25 protein-coding genes are annotated in these 20,074 nt (G+C 69.7%); 15 read left to right on the top strand and 10 right to left on the bottom strand.

Annotated elements, in window-relative coordinates; translation table 11 throughout:
- The first annotated feature begins 19 nt into the window (after positions 1-19).
- The gene (locus G369_RS0129495) at positions 20-526 is read left to right on the top strand and encodes a peroxiredoxin (RefSeq protein WP_019657674.1); all 507 of its coding nucleotides are present in this window, start codon (positions 20-22) and stop codon (positions 524-526) included.
- Between the two features lie 103 nt (positions 527-629).
- Here G369_RS0129495 and G369_RS0129490 read toward each other — a convergent pair whose 3' ends face one another.
- Positions 630-1,217, bottom strand: coding sequence for a GNAT family N-acetyltransferase (locus G369_RS0129490; RefSeq protein ID WP_019657673.1), 588 nt, complete (start codon positions 1,215-1,217; stop codon positions 630-632).
- Entirely contained in the window at positions 1,214-1,927 is a 714-nt protein-coding gene (locus G369_RS0129485; protein ID WP_019657672.1) for a cytochrome b/b6 domain-containing protein, read from the bottom strand. The genes G369_RS0129490 and G369_RS0129485 overlap by 4 nt, the downstream gene beginning before the upstream one ends.
- Positions 1,928-2,088: 161 nt before the next feature.
- Between G369_RS0129485 and G369_RS0129480 the strand changes: the two genes are divergently transcribed.
- Positions 2,089-2,535 carry a c-type cytochrome gene (locus G369_RS0129480; protein ID WP_019657671.1) on the top strand — a complete coding sequence of 149 codons (447 nt, stop codon included), beginning with the start codon at positions 2,089-2,091 and terminating at the stop codon, positions 2,533-2,535.
- A 160-nt stretch (positions 2,536-2,695) separates the two neighbouring features.
- Here G369_RS0129480 and G369_RS0129475 read toward each other — a convergent pair whose 3' ends face one another.
- On the bottom strand, positions 2,696-3,193 hold the full coding sequence (locus G369_RS0129475; RefSeq protein ID WP_019657670.1) for a TlpA disulfide reductase family protein: 498 nt from the start codon (positions 3,191-3,193) through the stop codon (positions 2,696-2,698).
- A gap of 99 nt (positions 3,194-3,292) precedes the next feature.
- Between G369_RS0129475 and G369_RS0129470 the strand changes: the two genes are divergently transcribed.
- The 11 genes from G369_RS0129470 (at position 3,293) to G369_RS0129420 (ending at position 12,072) form a co-directional block, all read left to right on the top strand.
- Positions 3,293-3,847, top strand: a complete 555-nt coding sequence (locus tag G369_RS0129470) for a hypothetical protein (RefSeq protein WP_019657669.1) — start codon at positions 3,293-3,295, stop codon at positions 3,845-3,847.
- A gap of 149 nt (positions 3,848-3,996) precedes the next feature.
- On the top strand, positions 3,997-4,452 hold the full coding sequence (locus G369_RS0129465; RefSeq protein WP_019657668.1) for a PTS sugar transporter subunit IIA: 456 nt from the start codon (positions 3,997-3,999) through the stop codon (positions 4,450-4,452).
- Positions 4,421-4,690, top strand: coding sequence for an HPr family phosphocarrier protein (locus G369_RS0129460; protein WP_019657667.1), 270 nt, complete (start codon positions 4,421-4,423; stop codon positions 4,688-4,690). The genes G369_RS0129465 and G369_RS0129460 overlap by 32 nt, the downstream gene beginning before the upstream one ends.
- 146 nt (positions 4,691-4,836) lie before the next feature.
- The gene (gene ptsP, locus G369_RS0129455) at positions 4,837-6,654 is read left to right on the top strand and encodes a phosphoenolpyruvate--protein phosphotransferase (protein ID WP_019657666.1); all 1,818 of its coding nucleotides are present in this window, start codon (positions 4,837-4,839) and stop codon (positions 6,652-6,654) included.
- 215 nt (positions 6,655-6,869) lie between these two features.
- Complete coding sequence (locus G369_RS0129450; RefSeq protein WP_019657665.1) at positions 6,870-7,244, top strand: hypothetical protein; 375 nt, start codon at positions 6,870-6,872, stop codon at positions 7,242-7,244.
- A 155-nt stretch (positions 7,245-7,399) separates the two neighbouring features.
- Complete coding sequence (locus G369_RS0129445; RefSeq protein WP_019657664.1) at positions 7,400-7,864, top strand: Spy/CpxP family protein refolding chaperone; 465 nt, start codon at positions 7,400-7,402, stop codon at positions 7,862-7,864.
- A 94-nt stretch (positions 7,865-7,958) separates the two neighbouring features.
- Complete coding sequence (locus G369_RS37840; protein ID WP_244164399.1) at positions 7,959-8,360, top strand: DUF4260 domain-containing protein; 402 nt, start codon at positions 7,959-7,961, stop codon at positions 8,358-8,360.
- The gene (locus tag G369_RS0129435; protein ID WP_244164398.1) at positions 8,357-8,746 is read left to right on the top strand and encodes a hypothetical protein; all 390 of its coding nucleotides are present in this window, start codon (positions 8,357-8,359) and stop codon (positions 8,744-8,746) included. The genes G369_RS37840 and G369_RS0129435 overlap by 4 nt, the downstream gene beginning before the upstream one ends.
- Before the next feature lie 50 nt (positions 8,747-8,796).
- Entirely contained in the window at positions 8,797-9,492 is a 696-nt protein-coding gene (locus tag G369_RS0129430) for a response regulator transcription factor (RefSeq protein WP_026346739.1), read from the top strand.
- Positions 9,493-9,521: 29 nt separating this feature from the next.
- Positions 9,522-10,904, top strand: coding sequence for a HAMP domain-containing sensor histidine kinase (locus G369_RS0129425; protein WP_019657660.1), 1,383 nt, complete (start codon positions 9,522-9,524; stop codon positions 10,902-10,904).
- 124 nt (positions 10,905-11,028) lie between these two features.
- Positions 11,029-12,072, top strand: coding sequence for an NADP-dependent oxidoreductase (locus G369_RS0129420; protein ID WP_019657659.1), 1,044 nt, complete (start codon positions 11,029-11,031; stop codon positions 12,070-12,072).
- 45 nt (positions 12,073-12,117) lie between these two features.
- On the opposite strand, the gene G369_RS0129415 is transcribed toward G369_RS0129420, so the two are convergent.
- From G369_RS0129415 to G369_RS0129395, 5 genes are all read right to left on the bottom strand, one after another.
- Entirely contained in the window at positions 12,118-12,435 is a 318-nt protein-coding gene (locus G369_RS0129415; RefSeq protein WP_019657658.1) for a hypothetical protein, read from the bottom strand.
- A gap of 98 nt (positions 12,436-12,533) precedes the next feature.
- Positions 12,534-13,376, bottom strand: a complete 843-nt coding sequence (locus tag G369_RS0129410; RefSeq protein WP_019657657.1) for a DMT family transporter — start codon at positions 13,374-13,376, stop codon at positions 12,534-12,536.
- Between the two features lie 190 nt (positions 13,377-13,566).
- Positions 13,567-14,262: a helix-turn-helix transcriptional regulator gene (locus G369_RS0129405; RefSeq protein WP_019657656.1), complete on the bottom strand. Its 696-nt coding sequence runs from the start codon at positions 14,260-14,262 to the stop codon at positions 13,567-13,569.
- Between the two features lie 51 nt (positions 14,263-14,313).
- Positions 14,314-15,447, bottom strand: coding sequence for an SLC13 family permease (locus G369_RS0129400; RefSeq protein ID WP_019657655.1), 1,134 nt, complete (start codon positions 15,445-15,447; stop codon positions 14,314-14,316).
- Positions 15,428-16,960: a class I adenylate-forming enzyme family protein gene (locus tag G369_RS0129395; protein ID WP_019657654.1), complete on the bottom strand. Its 1,533-nt coding sequence runs from the start codon at positions 16,958-16,960 to the stop codon at positions 15,428-15,430. The genes G369_RS0129400 and G369_RS0129395 overlap by 20 nt, the downstream gene beginning before the upstream one ends.
- A gap of 220 nt (positions 16,961-17,180) precedes the next feature.
- Here G369_RS0129395 and G369_RS0129390 point away from each other — a divergent pair, with 220 nt between their 5' ends.
- Both G369_RS0129390 and G369_RS0129385 read left to right on the top strand, forming a co-directional pair.
- Positions 17,181-17,423 (top strand): GlsB/YeaQ/YmgE family stress response membrane protein, encoded by a 243-nt coding sequence (locus G369_RS0129390; RefSeq protein ID WP_019657653.1) that lies wholly within the window; start codon positions 17,181-17,183, stop codon positions 17,421-17,423.
- 40 nt (positions 17,424-17,463) lie between these two features.
- Positions 17,464-17,955 (top strand): hypothetical protein, encoded by a 492-nt coding sequence (locus G369_RS0129385; protein WP_019657652.1) that lies wholly within the window; start codon positions 17,464-17,466, stop codon positions 17,953-17,955.
- 33 nt (positions 17,956-17,988) lie between these two features.
- On the opposite strand, the gene G369_RS0129380 is transcribed toward G369_RS0129385, so the two are convergent.
- Positions 17,989-19,128, bottom strand: coding sequence for a DegT/DnrJ/EryC1/StrS family aminotransferase (locus G369_RS0129380; RefSeq protein WP_026346738.1), 1,140 nt, complete (start codon positions 19,126-19,128; stop codon positions 17,989-17,991).
- Complete coding sequence (locus tag G369_RS0129375; protein WP_019657650.1) at positions 19,125-20,069, bottom strand: Gfo/Idh/MocA family protein; 945 nt, start codon at positions 20,067-20,069, stop codon at positions 19,125-19,127. The genes G369_RS0129380 and G369_RS0129375 overlap by 4 nt, the downstream gene beginning before the upstream one ends.
- Positions 20,070-20,074 lie beyond the last annotated feature (5 nt).

The raw sequence follows: 20,074 nt of genomic DNA, 5'->3' as shown, positions 1-20,074 counted from the left end.
TTTTCCAGGAGCACTTTCAATGATCAAAGTCGGCGACACCCTTCCCTCGGCCACCCTGCAGGAATACTCCGAAGTCGAGGGCGAAGGCTGCAGCATCGGCCCGAACCCCGTGGACGTGACCAAGGCTGCGGCAGGCAAGACCATCGCGCTGTTTGCGCTGCCCGGCGCCTTCACCCCCACCTGCTCGGCCAAGCATGTGCCGGGTTACGTGCAGCACTTCGATGACTTCAAGGCCGCCGGCGTGGACGAGATCTGGTGCGTGAGCGTGAACGACGCCTTCGTGATGGGCGCCTGGGCGCGCGACCAGAAGACCGGCACCAAGGTGCGCATGCTGGCCGACGGCAGCGCCGATTTCGCCAAGGCCACCGGCCTGACGCTCGACCTGACCGCTCGCGGCATGGGCCTGCGCAGCAACCGCTACTCGATGCTCGTGAAGGACGGCAAGGTCGCGACGCTCAACGTCGAGGCACCGGGCAAGTTCGAAGTGAGCGACGCCGACACGCTGCTGGCCCAGGCCCGCGGCTGAGTCGGTATTCTTCGGGAGGGCCGCAGGGTTCGGCCACCCGATAGGCCCGGTCCTCACATGGGGCGGTGAGGCTATGCCGAGTGCGTGCGTCGCCAGGGCCGGGCTAGAGCTCCACTTTCAGATAGTGAGCCCCGGCGACGGGGTTGTGATAGTAGGGCGGCACCTCCACGAAGCCCAGGTCCTCGTAAAGCGCCCGAGCCGACTCCATGTCGTCGAGCGTGTCGAGCAGGACGCAGCCGTAGCCCGCGCTGCGTGCGGCATCGAGGATCGCCTCGGCCAGCTGGCGGCCCAGCCCCAGGCCGCGGAAACCGGGACGCACGTACAGGCGCTTCATTTCCGCCGCGTTCGCATAGTCCGCGTTGTCCAGCGGACGCAGCGCGCAGCAGCCCGCCACATGTGCCAGCGTGCCATCGGCGCGCCTGAGTGTCGGCGCCTGGCGCCCGGCTTCTTCCTTGACGTTCGCCGGATCGACCAGCGCCAGTAGCAGCGTACCGCGCGGCTCGGCATATTCGCCGGGCAGATGGGCCAGTTCGCCGTCGAAATCCTGGAAATCGAGGTCGATGCCCAGCGAACCCGCATAGTCGCGGAAGATCGTGCGTGCGGCCTCGATCTCGTGCGGTTCCTCGGGGGTGAGCAGCACCACCGCCGGCATGGCCGACAGCGGCAGGGGGCGTGAGACGGAGAAGCTCATACGCGCAGCGACGAAACCCACCAGGCCACGCCCGCGCACAGCCCGAACAGCACCAGCGCCAGCCAGCGCGATGCCGCGTCGTCACGGCTGGGCGCCATCTGGCCGTTCGCGGCAGGTGCGAACAGCTTGTCGCCCGTCACCATCGGCTGCACGAGACGGTGCCGCTTGACGAGCACGTAGAACAGCACCGCCAGCACATGCAGGCTCGCGAGAGCAATCACGATCCACTTGCCCTGCGCCTTGTGCCAGCCGGTGGCCATGCTCACGATGTCGCCGGAGACGAAGCGGGTGAGCGGCCCGGAGGCCGAGATCTCGTCGTCCGCCATCAGGCCGGTCGCGACCTGCAGCACGAGGATGATCAGTACCGCGAACACCGAAAGCGCACCCAGCGGCGTGTGGCCGACGAGGTGATCCGGATGCGCCCGTCCGCGCAGGTAGGCCGCGAGCGAACCCGGCCCGTAGACGAAAGCCCCGAAGCGCGACCAGCGTCCGCCGACGAAGCCCCAGAGCAGCCTGAACAGCAGCAGCGCCATGACCGAGTAGCCGATGCGGAAGTGCCATTCCATGGCACCGTTCAGGCCGGTGCCGATCATGCCGATCACGGCGACGGCCAGCGCCCAGTGGAAAAGGCGTGTCGGCAGGTCCCAGACCCGGGTGGGGGCAACAGGGCCGGAAGCCGCCCGCAAGGCGGCCACGGAGGAGTCGGTCATCGAGGAAGGCGCGAGAGGCGCGATGCTGCGGAAGGCGCAGATTAGCAAAGTCCGGGCCCCAGGCCGCTTCGGGTTGTTGCTATGCGGCCGGTACGGCCCGCCCCTACACTCGCCCGCAGCGCCGCGCACGATGGCGTTTTTTCCCCACACGAGGATCACCCATGAAACGATTCGCCTCCCTGGCCGTCGCAGCCGCCTGCGCGGCCATGTCCCTTCCCGCGGCCGCCCAGTTCGCCAAGCCCGAAGACGCCATCAAGTACCGCCAGAGCTCGCTGTTCGTGATGAGCCAGCACTTCGGCCGCCTCGGCGCCATGGCCAACGGCCGCGTGCCCTACGACGCAGCCGCTGCCGCGGCCAACGCCGAAGTGGTCGCCGACATGGCGAAGCTGCCCTGGGCAGGCTTCGGCCCCGGTGCCGAGGGCGGCAAGGCCAAGCCCGAAGTCTGGAAGGAAGATGCCAAGTTCAAGGAACGCCAGCAGAAGCTGATCGAGGAAACCGGCAAGCTGGCGAGCGCCGCCAAAGCCGGCAACATCGACGCGCTCAAGGCCCAGTTCGGCCCGACCGCCGCAAGCTGCAAGGCCTGCCACGACAGCTTCCGCGCCCAATAACCCGCGGATCGCGACAAGGTCAAAGAAAAAGGGCGCTCCAAGGAGCGCCCTTTTTTTCATCCAGGGATACCGCGGAACCGGCATCGCCGGGCCTATATCGCCCCCAGAAGGGGCGCGGCGAGGCGACACGACGTGCGCATAGCCTAGGGAATAGCCGGTCCTAGGCTTCGGCCAGGAGCTTCTCGATGAGCTTGTGCAGCTCGGCGAAGTCGGGCTCGCCGACGTAGCGCTTCACGATCTCGCCGCGCTTGTTGACCAGGTAGGTGGTCGGGGTGAGCTTCACGTCGCCCCAGGCCTGCGCCACGCTGCCGGTGTTGTCGATCGCCACCTTGAACGGCAGCTTGCGCGTCTGGGCGAAATTGACGACGTAGCTCGGCGGGTCGTAGCTCATGGCCACGGCCAGGGTGTCGTAACCCTGCGCCTTGTACTTGTCGTAGGTGGCGATGACCTTGGGCATCTCGCCCACGCAGGTCACGCAGCTGGTGGCCCAGAAGTTGACCAGGGTGACCTTGCCCTTCAGGTCCGCCGTGCTCTTCTGCGTGCCGTCCAGCAGCACGAAGGTGGAGGCGGGGGCGGCGGTGGCGCCGGAGCCGAGGTACACGCCCACGCCGGTGGCCAATGCGACGACGACTGCGGCGGCTGCGAGGTATTTCTTCATGGCTTCGTGCAAGACAAGGGCGGCGCGATTTTAGTTCCGTGTGCCGGATCGTGCCGGCGACATCCCGCTCGCCGCGAGCGGTTCGATAATCGCTGCCCCATGCCGTCGCCGTCCCTTGCCGTTTCCCGCTTCCGGCTCGCCGTGCTGGCCGCGGCCGCGTTGCTCGCGGCCTGCAGCCCCGCCTTCAACTGGCGCGAGGTGCCGGTCGCCGGGGCCGGCCTGGTGGCGATGCTGCCCTGCAAGGCCGACCGCGCGACCCGCGCGCTGCCGCTGGGCGCCGAATCGGTGCAGGTCGACATGACCGGCTGCGAGGCGGGCGGCGCGACCTTCGCCATCGCGCACGCCTCCGCGAACGGCCCCGAGCAGGCAGAGGCCTGGCTGCGTGCCTGGCGCACCGCCACCCGCGCCCAGCTGGGCGAGGCGCAGGTGACGGAGTCTGCCGCCAGCTTGCCGCGCGCCACGGCGGTACCCGCGCCGCTTCGGCTGGAAGTCGTTGCGCCGCCGCAAGGCACTTCCGCCACGCCGCTGCAGGTGCTGTGGTTCGCCCAGTCTCAAAAGGACGGCTCGGTGGCGCTCTACCAGGCCACGGTGCTGGGCCGGCCGTCGTCGGCGGAGGCGGGCCAGACCTTCTTCGAGGGCCTGAGGCTTCCATGAGCCGTCGCCTCGTCCGCTATGGTTCTGATAGCTGCCCCGGTCGGTCCGCCTTGCACGGTGCTGTCCGCTTTCCGTGGCTGCTGCGTTATGTGGCATATCTACTTCCCCTGGGCGCCCCCGCATAATCGACGCGTCGTCCTCCCTTTCGCATGAACAGCATCCTCATCATCGCCCACGCTCCGTTCGCCCACGCGATGCGGCAGTGCGCGCTGCATGTGTTTCCCGACTGCGAGCAGGTCATTGCCGCGCTCGACGTGCTGTCCAACGTGTCGCCCGAAGAGACGCTGGCGGCCGCGCGCATCACGCTCGCGCAGCAGCTGCGCGCGCCGCGTTCGCAGGTGCTGGTGCTCGCCGACGTGTTCGGCGCCACGCCCTGCAACGTGGCGCAGAAGCTGGTGGACGGCGTCCGGTCGCGGCTGGTGGCGGGGGTCAACCTTCCGATGCTGCTGCGTGCCGTCACCTACCGGCACGAACCCCTGGAGACGCTGGTGCAGCGCGCCCTCGCGGGCGGCACCGCGGGTGTCATGCAGGTGGCGGTGGCGGCTCCCCAGAACCAGGCGAAAAGAAAGTACAGTGATCAAGAAATCCGTGACCATCAGCAATAAGCTGGGCCTGCATGCACGCGCATCGGCCAAGCTGACCAAGCTCGCAGGCAGCTTTCCCTGCGAGGTGTGGCTCTCCCGCGGCGACCGCCGCATCAATGCCAAGAGCATCATGGGCGTGATGATGCTGGCCGCAGGCATCGGCACTACCGTCGAGCTGGAAACCAACGGCCCCCAGGAAGAAGAAGCGATGAACGCCATCGTCCAGCTCATGGACGACAAGTTCGGCGAAGGCGAATGAAATGGTCCACCCCCAGGCTTTTTCACTTCGTGTGAACGCCAACCCCCTCGCCGGGGGCGATGCCAGCCGCCCGGCAAAGCCGGTTCGACGGCATCCCGTGAATTGGTGCAAGCATCGCATCCACAGCGGAGCGGGGGACTGAAGACATGACCTTCGCAGTCCACGGCCTCCCCGTCGCCCGTGGCATTGCCATCGGGCGCGCCGTGCTGGTGGTGTCGAGCCGCATCGACGTCGCCCACTACTTCATCAAGCCCGAAGAGATCGAGACCGAGATCGACCGCGTGCGCACCGCGCGCAACGCGGTGGCCGACGAGCTGGCCAAGCTGCAGGCCAACGTCGCCCAGATGGGACCGAACGACGCGCCGCACGAGCTCGCGGCGCTGCTCGAGGTGCACCAGATGCTGCTGCAGGACGAGGCCCTCAGCGGCGGCGTCAAGCACTGGATCAGCGAGCGGCTCTACAACGCCGAGTGGGCGCTGACCACGCAGCTGGAGATCATCGCGCGCCAGTTCGACGAGATGGAGGACCCGTACCTTCGCGAGCGCAAGGCCGACCTCGAACAGGTGGTCGAGCGGCTGCTGCACCGCATGAAGGGCACGGCCGCCGTTCTGGCACCGAGCCCGCCGCGACGCAAGCGCGCGGCTGCCCCGGTCGAGGACGGCGACGACGAAGACAGCGACGACCCCACCGCGGGCGACGGCATCGACGTGCCGCTGGTGCTGATCGCGCACGACCTCTCGCCGGCCGACATGCTGCAGTTCAAGAAGAGCGTGTTCGCAGGCTTCGTCACCGACGTGGGCGGGCGCACCTCGCACACCGCCATCGTGGCGCGCAGCATGGACATCCCTGCCGTGGTCGGCGCGCGCACCGCGAGCCAGCTGGTGCGGCAGGACGACTGGGTCATCATCGACGGCGACGCCGGCGTGGTGATCGTCGACCCGTCGCCCATCATCCTGGCCGAGTACGGCTTCAAGCAGCGCCAGGGCGACCTCGAACGCGGCCGGCTCGCGCGGCTGCGCCACAAGCCTGCCGTCACGCTCGACGGCCAGCGCGTGGAGCTGCTCGCCAACATCGAGATGCCGGAAGACACCGTGGGCGCCGTCAAGGCCGGCGCCGTGGGCGTGGGCCTTTTCCGCAGCGAATTCCTCTTCATGGGCCGCGACACCAGCACCCGCCAGACCCGCCTGCCCGACGAGGAGGAGCAGTACCAGGCCTACAGGCGTGCGGTGGAGGGCATGCAGGGCATGCCGGTCACCATCCGCACCATCGACGTGGGCGCCGACAAGCCGCTGGACAGCATCTCGGCCAACAAGCAGGAGCACCTGAACCCGGCACTGGGCCTGCGCGCCATCCGCTGGAGCCTGGCCGATCCGGCGATGTTCCTCACGCAGCTTCGCGCCATCCTGCGCGCGGCGGCGCACGGCGAGATCCACCTGCTCATCCCGATGCTCGCGCACGCGAGCGAGATCAGGCAGACGCTCTCGCTGATCGATTTCGCACGCGCCGAGCTCGACAACCGCGGCGCGGTGTACGGCCACGTGAAGCTCGGCGCGATGATCGAGATCCCGGCGGCGGCGCTCACGCTGCGCATCTTCCTCAAGCACTTCGACTTCCTGTCGATCGGCACCAACGACCTGATCCAGTACACGCTGGCCATCGACCGGGCCGACGAATCGGTGGCGCACCTCTACGACCCGGCGCACCCGGCGGTGCTGCGCCTGGTGGCCGACACCATCGCCGAGTGCCGCCGCCAGGGCAAGGGCGTGGCCGTGTGCGGCGAGATGGCGGGCGACGTGGCCTTCACCCGCCTGCTGCTGGGGCTGGGCCTGCGCAGCTTCTCGATGCATCCCTCGCGCATCCTCGCGGTCAAGCAGGAAGTGCTGCGTGCCGACACCGGCAAGCTCGAGGCCTGGGCAAAGAGCGTGCTCGACTCCGACGATCCGGCCGCCGCAATGGCGGGCTGATCAGGCTGTTCATTCGGGAAACGCCGCGGAACCGGCTTTGCCGGGCCGCAGGTGTTGCCCCCGGTAGGGGGGAAGGCGCGCGCGACACGAAGTTCGCGCAGCCCGAGGGTGAGCTGAAACTTAACGAAACACGCCGAAACTGCGGCGAAAGGACTTGCGCAGACCCCGCAAGCACGATCAGGCCTTCTCTTCAACCACTGCAAGAAAGGCCTGAAATGAACTCCCTCTCCTTCACCCAGATCGTCGCCGTCGCATCCTTCGCCATGCTCGCCGCAGCCGGCGCGAAGGCCGAGAGCTACGAGGGCGTGCAGACCGCCGTGTCGGCCAAGAGCCGCGCCGAGGTCAACGCCGAAGCGGTGCGCACCGCATCCGCGCCCGACCAGAACGTGGTGCGCGGCTCGCGCGGCGCCGAGACCATGGCCGTCTCGACCGAGCGCTCGCGCATCGTCGCCGAAGCCGTCCGCGCAGCCGCCGCGCCCGACCAGAACGTGTCGGCCAGCTCGCGCGTGAACAGCCAGGTCATCTCGACCATGCAGAACCCCGTGGACGCACGCGCCTCGGCTGCCAACGCCAAGAGCAGCCGCCTGTAAGCAACAGGCAGGACCCCTTTCACCAACGAAGCCCCTCTCTTTATCAGGGGCACCATGGAGCCGGCTTTGCCGGGCCATCGGTGTCGCCCCCGGTAGGGGGAAGGCGCGCGCGACACGGAGTGCGCGAACCCTGGGGGCGAACCAAGGACATCACCATGAAACACTGGATCAAGCGCACTCTCTTCGGCTTCGCGGGCGCCGCGATGGTTGCCGGCAGCATCGCCGGCTGCAGCAGCTATCGCCACGGCTGGGGCGGCGACAGCGCGGAGTTCCGCGCGAAGATGGTCGAGCGCGTGGGCAGCAAGCTCGAGCTCGACGCCAACCAGAAGCAGAAGCTCACGGTGCTGGCCGAGAAGCTGCAGGCGCAGCGCGAATCCATGCGCGGTGCCGGCGGCTCGGGCGACCCGCGCTCGCAGTTCAAGGCGCTGTTCGCGGGCAACAAGCTCGATCAGGCCGGCGCCGCTCGCCTGATCGACGAGAAGACGGCCGCGGTGCGCAACGGCAGCCCCGAGATCATTGCGGCCGCCGCCGACTTCTACGACAACCTGAACGCCGCGCAGCAGCAGAAGGTGCGCGACTTCATGGAACGTGGCGGCCGCCGCTGGAGCCGTCATGGCTAGGGCTGGCTCGCCCCCAGGCTTCGCGCACTCCGTGTCGCTTCGTCTCCCCGCTCTCCGGGGGCGACACCAGTGGACCGGCGAAGCCGGTTCCACGGTGTCTCCCGACAAGGCCGCGGTGGTAGCGACAGGCGGCGTGCGCACGCTGCTGCGCCTCGAAGGCGCGGCGGTGCTCGGCGTGGCGCTCGCCGCCTACGCGCAGTTCGGTGCGGGCTGGGGCGTGTTCGCGCTCTGGCTGTTGGCGCCCGATCTCTCCCTGCTGGGCTACCTTGCAGGCCCGCGTACGGGCGCGGCGCTCTACAACGCGGCGCATTCGTACGTCGGTCCGGTGCTGCTGCTGGCGCTGGGCGTGCTTGCGGCCATGCCGTGGGCGGTGGCCGGCAGCCTGATCTGGCTGGCCCACATCGGCATGGACCACGCGCTGGGCTATGGGCTCAAGTACGCGAGCGGCTTCGCCGTCACGCACCTGGGCCGCATCGGCAAGGCGGATCCGTGGTGAGCGGCGACCGCACAGCCTCCCATGCCGTGCACGCGCCGGCCGCGCGTGCCTGGATGCTGAGCGAGGCGCTCACGCTGGGCGTCGCGTCGATGGTGCACGCCGGGCTGCTCGTGCCCGGCTACGCCCACCCGGCGGCGCGCACGGCAGAGGCGGTGATCGCCACCGTGCTGGTGCTGGCCTCGGTGGAGACCTGGCTGCGCCCGCATCATGCGCGGCGCGCGGCCATCTTCGGGCAGGGCTTCGCGCTGGCGGGCACGCTGGTCGGGCTCGGCACCATCGTCGCGGGCATCGGCCCGCGCACGGTGCCCGACGTGGTCTACCACGCGCTGCTGCTTTCCATCCTCGTGACGGGCCTGACCTGGGCGGTGCGATGCCGGCGGGTCTGATGGTCAGCGAGGTCATTCGCCACTTCCTCGTCCGGAGGCACAATCCCGCCATGCCGCGCATCCTGCTGATCGACGACGACGAGCACCTCGCCGCGCCGCTGACCACCTACTTCGCACGCTTCGGCTGCACGCTCGAGAGCGCGGTGCGTCCGAGCGAGGGCCTGGCCAAGCTGCGCGCGGGCACCTACGACGCGGCCATCCTCGACGTGATGCTGCCCGAGATGGACGGCTTTGCGCTGTGCCGCGAGATCCGCAAGGAAAGCGACATTCCCATCGTGATGCTCACCGCCCGCGGCGAAGTGATGGACCGCGTGGTCGGTCTCGAACTCGGCGCCGACGACTACGTGCCCAAGCCCTTCGAGCCTCGCGAACTGGTGGCGCGCGTGCAGACCATCCTGCGGCGCCAGCGCAGCACCCCGCAGGCCGCTTCCAACGGCACGCAATACCGCGTATTCGACGGCCTGTCGATCGACCTCGACCGGCGCCAGGTGCTGCGCCATGGCGAACGCGTGGAGCTCACCGGCACCGAGTTCGAGCTGCTCGCGCTGCTGGCGGCCGAACCGGGCAAGGTGTTCAGCCGCGACGACATCCTCAACCGCCTGCGCGGCCACGAGGCCGAGCTCTACACGCGCGCGGTCGACATCGTGGTGAGCCGGCTGCGCAAGAAGCTGGAGCCGCTGGACTGCATCAAGACGCTGCGCAACGCGGGCTATGCGCTGGCGGTGGCGCGCAGCGAGCCTGCATGAATTTCGGCCGAAGCAGGGAGTCCCGCAGGATGCGGTGGCGCGGCGAGGAGTGCCGCGACGAGATGACGCGCGGCGACTGGCACGCCAAGTGGCACGCGCGCTGGAACGAGAAGGTGCAGGGCAAGCGCCGCTGGCGCCGTTCGCTGCGCGTGCGGCTGGTGCTGATGTTCGTGCTGCTCGCGCTGGTGATGGCGGCCGTCTTCATGGGCGGCATGAAGAAGTCGTTCTCCACCGGCTGGGCCGAGGCCGCCAAGCCGATGCTGACGGACTACGCCGACCGCCTCGTGGCCGAGATCGGCACGCCGCCCGACGTGGCGCGCGCGCAGGCGCTGGTGGCGCGGCTGCCGATCACCATCCGCATCGTCGGCCCCAAGGTCAACTGGGATTCCAACCCCGGCGGCGCGAACGGCCCCGGCGGGTGGATGCACGACCGCGAGGACGTCTTCGGCGGCGACAAGTGGTTCATCCGCCCGACCGCCGACGGCCACCGCGTGATCTTCGGCTGGTCGCCCAAGCTCTGGCAGCTGGCGCCGCGCATCATCGGCTGGGCCACGCTCGGCCTGCTGCTGTCGTGCGTGCTGCTGGCGTACGCCTACGTGAGCAGGCTGCTGCGCCCGCTGATCGACATCCGCGAAGGCGCGCAGCGCTTCGGCCGGGGCGAGTTCACGCAGCCCATCCCGGTGCGCCGCAACGACGACCTGGGGGACCTCGCCGAGCGCATCAACACCATGGCCGAGGACATCCAGGCCATGCTCGACGCCAAGCGCGGGCTGCTGCTGGCGCTGAGCCACGAACTGCGCTCGCCGCTCACGCGCGCGCGCCTCAACGCCGAGCTGCTGCCGACCACGCCCGAGGGGCAGGCCGAGCGCGACGCGCTGCTGCGCGATCTCAACGAGATGCGCGACCTCATCAGCGACCTGCTCGAGAGCGAGCGCCTGGCCAGCCCGCACGTGGCGCTGCAGCGCGAACCGGTCGACCTGGCGGCGCTGATCCGCGAGATCGTGGCCGAGATGCCCGGCGCGGAGCACGTGCACCTCGACCTGGCCGAAGGCCTGCCGGCGCACGCGGCGGACCGCATGCGCATCCGCCTGCTGGTGCGCAACCTGCTGGACAACGCGCTGCGCTACAGCGCCGATGCGCCGCGTCCGCCCTGTGTATCGCTGCGCGCCGTGCTCGACGGCAGCAGCCAGGGCGCCGAGATCGAGGTGCGCGACCACGGCCCCGGCGTGGACGAGGAGCAGCTCGAGCGCCTGACCGAACCCTTCTACCGCACCGATGGCGCCCGGGCGCGCGCCACCGGCGGCGTGGGCCTTGGCATGTACCTGTGCCGGCTCATCGCCGAGGCGCACGGCGGCAAGCTCACGGTGCGCAATGCGCACCCGGGGCTGCAGATCGTCGTCAGGCTGGCCTGAACCCGGAAGGGGCCGAGGCGCCGGGCGCGCCGCTGTCGCCTGCGCTACCTGCCCGCCCCGGGGGCGCCGCTACGATGCGCCTGCGCGCCAGCGCCCCTCATTCAAGGTCAAGGAGACAGACGCCATGAGCACCCCACTCACCAACCACCAGGTCCGCCTCGCCAAGCGCCCCGAGGGCACGGCCACGCGCGAGAACTGGAAGTTCACCACCGAGCCCGTCGGCGAACCGGCCGAAGGCGGCGTGCTCGTCAAGACGCTGTCGCTGTCGCTCGACCCCGCCATGCGCGGCTGGCTCAACGACGCCAAGAGCTACATCCCGCCCGTGGGCATCGACGAAGTGATGCGCGCCGGCGGAGTCGGCCGCGTCGTTGCCTCGAAGAACCCGCAGTTCGCGGTGGGCGACACCGTCTACGGCACGCTGGGCGTGCAGGAATACATCCTCATCCCGGGGGACCAGATCAAGCGCAACGGCCTGGTGAAGATCGACCTGAACGTGGGCACCATCACCCAGTGGCTCAACGTGCTGGGCATGCCCGGCATGACCGGCTACTTCGGCCTGATGGACGTGGGCATGCCCAAGCCGGGCGAGACGGTGGTGGTGTCGGGCGCGGCCGGCGCGGTCGGCCAGACCGTGGGCCAGCTCGCCAAGATCAAGGGCTGCCGCGTGGTCGGCATCGCCGGCGGCCAGGCCAAGTGCGACTGGGTGGTCAAGGAGCTGGGCTTCGACGCCTGCATCGACTACAAGGCCGGCGCCGCCGCGGTGCGCGAGGGCTTGAAGACGCACTGCCCGAAGGGCGTGGACATCTACTTCGACAACGTCGGCGGCGAGATCCTCGACATGGTGCTCGCGCGGCTCGCGCGCAAGGCCCGCATCATCATCTGCGGCGCCATCAGCCAGTACAACAACGCCAACAGCATGCCCTCGGCGGGCCCGAGGAACTACCTGAGCCTGCTGGTGAACCGCGCGCGCATGGAAGGCATCGTGGTGTTCGACTACGCCGACCGGTACCACATTGCCATAGCCGAGATGGCCGGCTACCTGAAGGACGGCCGCATGAAGAGCAAGGAAGACGTGGTGAAGGGGCTGGACACCTTCCCCGAGTCGCTCAACAAGCTCTTCGCGGGCGAGAACTTCGGCAAGCTGGTGCTGCAGGTCGCCGAAGACTGAGGCGAGACGGACGCCGAAGCGAAGGAGGGGGAGGCCGCGCCTGCCTCAGCCTTCGTCGGGGCGCAGGGGGATGTCGCCCAGCGCGTCGTCCTCGCGCAGGTTCCGCGCGGCCTTCAGCAGTTCGATCGACAGGCCGTCGCCGTGGCCGGCGAAGCCCCGGGCGATGCCCTCGAGCACCGTCGACAGGCCGGTCTCGCCGTCGTTGCGTGCATCCATGCTGATGTTCAGCACCCGGGCCGCCATCTGGCGGTAGGTGACGGCGCCCGCACCCTCCAGCGCGGCCACCAGGTCGAGGTACAGCGCCAGGTTCAGGTCGAACACCAGCTTTGGCGTGATCTCGAAATCCCTGTTCTTGTCGTCCATGTGGGTTGGCTCCTTTTTCCTGAGCCTCCACTCTAGCCAGAAAAGATGAAGGCGCGCCGTCGGATACAGCCTGATTCAGCACGCCCGCATCGCCGCGATCAACGCACGCGCGTGCCCATGATCGCCGCCGAGATGATGAGCCAGGCCGCCAGCGCGATGGTCCAGGTCAGTGGACGGCCCGTCACCAGCAACAGCAGCGCCGTCGAGCCCAGCGGCGTGATGTAGCTCAGGATGCCGATCTGCCGCGCGTCGCCGCGCTTGAGCGCCATGTCCCACACGAAGAAGGCCGCCCCCAGCGGGCCGAGGCCGCACAGCGCGAGCAGCGCCCAGTCTCGGGCCGTCAGCGACACCGAGGGCTCCAGCACCGCATGGCAGGCCAGCGCGAGCACCCCCGAGACCAGTCCGAACAGGCCGATCGCCGAGGTCGGGAAGGCCGGCACGCGCTTCGTCCACAGCGAATAGCTCGCCCAGACGAAGGCCGAGGCCAGCGCCGGCGCGAAGCCCCAGTACCCCGCGGCGGAAACGCCGCCGCCCCCGCCTGCACCCAGGATCGCCGCCGCCGCGCCGCCAAAACCCAGCAGCCCCGCCACCAGGTGCAGCGGCCTCAGCGACACGCCCGTCAGCAGCACCGGCGCCAGCACCACCATCAGCAGCGGCCAGAGGTAGTTGACCAGGTTGGCCTCCACCGGCGGCGCGTAGCGCAGCGCGATGAACAGCAGGAAGTGGTAGCCGAAGAGCCCGTAGATGCCCAGCGCCAGCGTGCGCGGCGGCACCTTCCAGGCGCCGCGGTCGCGCAGCACCAGCGGCCAGCTCGGCACGCTGCCGATGATGAGCGCCAGCCCGGTGAGCAGGAAGGGCGGCAGGTGGGACAGGGAAGTGCCCAGCGAAGCGAGCGTGGTCCACAGGGCGATGGCGATCAGTGCGTAGGCGGTCGATGGCATGGACGGCGAGGCTACGCGATGCGGTCGTCGCGCAATGACGGTTCGTCGTCGCGAAACGATGGTTTGGGTGTTGCTCCTTCCCCCTCTGGGGGAAAGCCGGGATGGGGGCAGGCCGTCTATCAGGCGACGTGTTTTCCATTGGCGCCGTCGTGCCCCCACCCCGACCCTCCCCCAGCGGGGGAGGGGGAAGTCAGCGCCGCAGCGCTGCCGTAAGAGCGGAAGGCGAACGGTACCCGGTGCGCCTCGCCGTCTCCGCCACGCTCATGCCGCCCATCCGCAGCTCCCGCGCGTGCGCCAGCCGCATCGAGCGCAGCCACTGCATCGCGCCCATTCCCTGCTCGTCGCGGCAGCGCTGGGCGAACTGGCTGGGGCTCAGGCAGGCGACCTCCGCCAGGTCGGCCACGGCCAGCGGCTGGTGCCAGCGGGCGCGGGCCCAGTCGGCGAGCAGGTGCCAGTCGATGCGGCGGCGGCGCGAGTCGGCGGAGGACGCCGGCGACGGGCTCCAGGCCTCCAGCAGCAGCGCGGGGCCGTGCTGCAGCGCCAGTGCCGAGGCCTGTGGCTGCTTCATGCATTGCGCGAGGTAGCGCGCCAGCGCGTGCAACTGCGGCGAACCGGGCGGAGCGCGCTCGGCGCAGCGGGCCCATGCGGGCTGCGTGGTGTCGAGCACCAGGCACACGGCGCCGTGCCTGCGCGCGCTGAAGTCGTGCCGGTCGCCCGGCGCCACCACCTGCGCCTCGCCCGCGGCGATGCCGGCGCCTCGGCCTTCCACCTCGATTTCGAGCACACCGTCCAGGCCGATCAGCACCTGGAAATGGTCGTGCGCGTGGCTGCCGTGCGAGTGGCCGTAGTCGCGCAGGGCCAGGGTGTGCGTGGCGGGCGTATGCATGGGAGGACGCGGGAAGGGAGAACGCGATTGTCCGACGCCGCACCGCCGCTGTCACCCCAGCCGCAGCAGCAGCGCCGATGCTGCGCAGACGACCAGGAACGGAATGCTGATGCGATGGAACTCGCTCAGCCCACGGGGCAGCTTCGCCAGCCGCAGCGCGATCAGGTTGGCCAGCGAGCCCAGCACGCAGCCGAAGCCGCCCACGCTCACCCCGGCCGCCAGCGCGGGCAGGTCGCGCACGTGGCCGTCCAGCAGGATCGCGGCCGGCACGTTGCTGATGAACTGCGAGGTGACGATCGCCGCGAGGTACGCGCGCCAGCCCTCGGTGATCGGCCAGTGGCCCAGCAGCGCCACCACCGCGGGCAGCTGCGCGAGCTGGCGCAGGTCCACGAACATCAGCGCGATGATCGCCAGCAGCGCCCAGTCGATGCCGCGCAGCACGCGCGGATAGCTCACCAGGAACACGCCGAACACCACGCCCAGGCCCGCGAGCAGCCAGTGCCGGTCGAGTGCGATCACGAAGCCGATGAACAGCAGCCCCGACAGCGCCAGCATGCGCGGCTGCACCGGCGCGGCCTCGGCCTGCGGCTTGAGCTCGATCGGCGTGCGCGGCACCAGCAGCCACACCGCCACGAAGACCCAGAACAGCATCACCGCGACCGTCGGGCCCATCATCCCCATGAAGGCGACGAAGCCCTCGCCGGAGCGGTGCCAGAGGTAGAGGTTCTGCGGATTGCCGATGGGCGTGAGGGCCGAGCCCGCGTTCACCGCGAGCGCCTGCAGCACCACCAGCCGCGCCAGCGGCAGGTGCGCCTGGGTGGCGAGCACGCGCGTGAGCGGCACCAGCAGGAACAGGCTCACGTCGTTGGTGACCAGCGCGGATAGAAAGGCCGCACTGGCCGTCAGCAGCATCGCGAGGCTGCGCTGGTTGTGGGTGCGGGCGAGCAGGCGCTGGGCGGTGGCCTGCAGCATGCCGCTTTTCTCGACGCCCTGGGTGATGGCCAGCAGGCCGGCGAGCGCGCCGACGGTCTGCCAGTCGACCAGGCGCAGCCAGTCCATGGGCGCGCGCGGGTGCAGGAACGCGAACAGCACCGCCACGGCGACCAGCACCCACAGCAGGCCGTTGCCGCCGCCGCCGTGGTCGGGCGCTGCGGCCGCGCCGGTGTCAGCGGACGGCGAGTTCACGCAGCTCGCGCTTGAGCACCTTGCCGATCGCGCTGCGCGGCAGCTCGTCGATGAAGGCGAGGCGCGCCAGGCGCTGTGTCTTGCCGACCTGGGCATTGGCCCACTGCAGCAACTCCTCTTCGCTCGTGGCGTCGCCCTCGCGGCGCACCACGAAGGCGGCGGGCGTCTCGCCCCACTGCTCCGAAGGCACGCCCACGACAGCCACGTCGGCCACCGCCGAATGGCCGCGCAGCACGGCCTCGAGGTCGCTCGGGTAGATGTTGAAGCCGCCGCTGATGATCATGTCCTTCTTGCGGTCGAACAGCGTCAGGAAGCCGTCGGCATCGAAGCGGCCCACGTCGCCGGTGCGGATGAAGCGCTTGCCGGTGGCATCGAACCACTCGGCCTCTCGCGTCTTCGCGGGCTGGCGGTGGTAGCCGGTCATCATGCCGGCCGAGTGGCCCACCACTTCGCCGGCCACCTCGGTGTCGCCGCGCGGCAGCTCGTTGCCTTCCTCGTCGATCAGGCGGATGTCGCTGCCCTCGGCGGGCCGGCCCACGGTGTGCAGCTTCGTGGGATTCAGGTGCGCCTCCAGGATGCAGGTGCCGCCGCCCTCGGTCATGCCGTAGAACTCGACCAGCCCGCCGGGCCAGCGTTTGAGCACGTCGGCCTTCAGCGCGGCGCCGAAGGGCGCGCTGGTGCTGAACTTGTGCTTGTACGAAGACAGGTCGTGCTCGTCGAAGCGCGGATGCGCCATCAGCCGCTGGTACTGCACCGGCACGAGCATGGTGTGCGTCACGCGGCGCTGCTGCGCCAGCTGCAGGTAGCCCAGCGCGTCGAACTTGGGCATCAGCACCACGCAGCCGCCGAAGGCCAGCGTGGGGAAGAACACCACCAGCGTGGTGTTGGAGTACAGCGGCGTCGACAGCAGCGTGACCGAGTCGGGCCCGTACTCGTACTTCGCGCCGCGCTGCACGTGGGCCCAGCGCATGCCATGGCCCTGCACGATGCCCTTGGGCTCGCCCGTGGTGCCCGACGAATAGATGATATTGAAGGCCCAGCCCGGCTGCACATCGACGGGCTCGGGCCGCGCACCGGCAGGCGCCAGCCATTCGTCGATGCCGCGGCCGACCTGCGAGCCGTCGAGCGCCACGCGCGCGATGCCGCCTTCCTTCGCGGGGCCGATCACCTCGGCCGCCGATGCGTCGCTGAAGAGGATGCGCGCATCGGCATCCTCGATCATGCGCGCTAGGCTCGCGGGAGCGGAGCCGGGGGCCAGCGGTGCCACCGCGACGCCCGCGCGCAGCGCGCCCAGGAACACGGCCGCGTAGTTCACCGACGACGAGGCACAGATCGCGATCGCGTCGCCGGCCTTGAGCCCGTCGCGCTGCAGGCTGGCCGCGACGCGGTCCATCAGCGCGTCGAGCGAGCGGTAGTCCAGCGTGCGGTTCGCGTCCGACAGCGCAGCGTGGCCGGGCGTGTGTCTTGCGTGGAGGCGGACCAGGTCGGCAATGGCGCCGAAACTGCGTTCCATGGCGGCTTGGACGTCAGGGTGCGTTTGCAAAGTCATCTCTTCCTTCTTCTTGGCCAGCCGGCAGGATAGCGAAATGCTCCCGCTTCCAGCCAGCGCCTTGGCGACCGCGCGGCGGCAGGACGGCGCGCCGTCAGTTGGCGCTCAGGAACGCGGGAACACGATCCCCGGGCGCTGTCCGCCAAGCAGCGGCGGCGCTTGCTGTCACCAACAGGGAGCTACCGTGCACATCATCTGGACGATTCTGATCGGCTTCATCGCCGGGCTTCTGGCCCGCGCCGTGCTGCCAGGCAACAACTCGATGGGGTTCATCCTCACGGCGGTGCTCGGCATCGCGGGCTCGCTGGTCGCCACCTATGCGGGGCAGGCCATGGGCTGGTATTCAGCGGGCGCGGGAGCCGGCTTCATCGCCTCGGTGGTCGGCGCAGCCGTGCTGCTGGGGGTCTGGCACCTCGTGAGCCGCTGAGGCGGGCGCTCCCGCCTTCACCACAGACAAGGAGTTCTCCATGGGCTTACTCGACATCCTCCAGCAGGCCATCGGCAACAACAACGCCGAGGCCCACCTCGACCAGGTCGCGCAGCATGCCTCGCCCGGCGAACTGGGCGCAGGGCTCGCCGCCGCGATGCGCTCGGACCAGACGCCGCCTTTCGGCGACACCGTGGGCCAGCTCTTCGGCCAGTCCTCGCCGGCCCAGCAGGCGGGCGTGCTCAACCAGATCCTGGCCACGCTCGGGCCGGCGGCCGCCTCGGCGCTGGCGGGCGGCGTGCTCGGACGCATGCTGCAGCCGGGCCAGACGCAGATCACGCCCGACCAGGCCTCGCAGCTCTCGCCCGCGCAGGTGACCGAGATCGCCACGCACGCCGAGCAGCAGCACGCGGGCGTGATCGACGAGGTGAGCCAGTTCTATGCGCAGCACTCGGGGCTGATCAAGACGCTGGGCGGCGCCGCGATCGCCATCGCGCTGGCGAAGATGAAGGAGAACGCGACGCGCGGGTGAGTCGCTCACTCGGCTCGGCCTGGCTAGGCCGTTTCAGCTCGCTGGATCCAGCACGGCCTGGCGCACCGCGTCGATGACGTACTCGACCTCGTCCTCGCCAAGCGTCGGATAGAGCGGCAGTGCGATCGAGCACGCGGCCAGCCGCTCGGCATGCGGCAGGCTGACGCCGCCGTGCCAGGGCCGCAGCGCCTCGTGATGGTGAAGCGGCTGCTCGTAGTAGACCCGGGTCGCGACACCGGCTTCGGCCATCCGCGTCGCGAAGGACGCACGTTCGCCCGAATTGCCGAGTCCGACCACGAAGTAGTTCCACGCGTGGCCGGCCGTAGCCGGAGGCAGGTGCAGCGGCAGATCCGCCCAGGCCGAGAGGTAGCGCGCGGCGATTTCGCGACGCCGTGCGATGTGCTGCGCGAACCCGTCCATCACGGCATTGAGCAGGCAGGCTTGCAGCTCGTCCATGCGGCTGTTGTGGCCCAGGCAGCGGTGCAGGCCGTCGTCGTAGCCGTGGTTGCGCAGCAGCCGTGCCTTGCGCGCGTGTTCCGGGTTCCTGAAGGCCAGTGCCCCGGCATCGCCGGCCGCGCCCAGCGTCTTGGTGGGATAGAAGCTCATCGCCGCGGCATCGCCCCAGGTGCCGGCGTTGCCGGTGCGCGTGCCGTCGGAGGCATGGGCACCGAGGCATTGCGCCACGTCCTCGACCAGCAGCAGGCTCTCGTCGCTGCAGTAGGCGGCCAACTCGGGCAGGCTGCTTGCGTCGCCGAAGAGGCCGACCGCGAGGATTGCGCGCGTGCGTGGAGTGCGGGCATTGCGGAAGCCGGCGAGAGCAGGCAGGAAGTCGCCAGGCGCGCTGTCGACGAAGACCGGCCGCGCGCCGGCGGCGATCACTGCCTCCGCGCATGCGACGAAGGTGTAAGCGGGCAGCAGCACCTCGTCGAGCGCGTCACCCCCGCCCGCGCTTCCGACGCCCAGGCTCTTGAAGGCCAGCAGTAGGGCCTCGGAGCCCGACCCCACCGCCACAGTCTCACGGCCGTCGAGCAGGCCCGAAAGGCGAGCCTCGAAGTCCTTGACCTGCGGGCCCAGGATGTAGGTGCCGCTACGCAGTACCGCTGCCAATGCTTCCGACAGCCGCGTTGCCTCTGGCTCGCAAGATGCGGCGGGCCGGAACAACGGGATCTTCATGCCCGCAGCACCTGGCAGGCCCGCGTCACTGCCGCGAGACCGTCGGCGCCTGAGGCAATGCGGCTGGGTCGGCCCAGGATGGCTTGCCTGAAGGCCCGGTACTGGCGCGCCAGCGCGTCGTCGGCATGCCCTTGAGCACGCGCGTCGTCGCGCAGGTCGAGCTGATGCTCCCGGCCTCCTTCGAAAAACTGCAGTCGGGCGCTCGCCGAGCCGCCGTACCCGCTTTCGAACTCGGCAATCAGCGTCCCCAGCCGAACGCGAGCGCGCACGCTCTGCCCGCCGACGTGCCGCTCGAGCACTTCCAGTGGCGCCTCGGATGGAACGGCGCAAAGCCAGGCGAACAGGTCCAGGTCGTGCACCATCAGGTCGAGCACGCTCTCCTTGGCCGAAGCGACGCGGGTCGAACAGCGGCTGAATCGCATGAACGGGACCGAGCCCTGGCGGTGGCTCGTCATCGCATTTCGCAGCCGACCGAGCATCGCGGCGTCGAACACCGGGTTGAACCGCTCGATGTGGCCGGTGGCCAGCGTGACGCCGCATTGATGTGCGGACTGGATCATCAGCAGGCCGTCGCGCCGGTCCACGCAAAGCGGCTTTTCGACGAGGACGTGACAGCCCCTGCGCATCAGTGCAAGCGCGAGACCGGCATGCGCCTCGTCGTTGGCGGCGATGGTGGCCGATTCGATGCCTGGCGGCAGTTCCTCAAGCCCGGACATCAGCGGCAGCTTGGCAAGTTCGTCGGCAACTCGGGCCGACGCCGAGCAGTCCACCAGCGCGGCCAACCGGAATCCGTCGAGCGCCAGCAGCTTCCGCGCGTGCACGCAGCCGAAGCGGCCGAGGCCGATCACTGCGTGGGACAGTGCGGCGTCGTCGAGCGCGCCCGCCGCATCGGTGGCAATGGCTGCGACGCTGTCGTCGCTGGCAAGCGTGGTGAAGGTCATCGAGG

It is taken from the genome of Variovorax atrisoli 110B, from assembly GCF_000382045.1.
GTDB lineage: Bacteria > Pseudomonadota > Gammaproteobacteria > Burkholderiales > Burkholderiaceae_C > Variovorax > Variovorax atrisoli.
The sequence above is the reverse complement of the archived record's forward strand: the minus strand, read 5'-3'. Positions and strand labels throughout refer to the sequence as shown.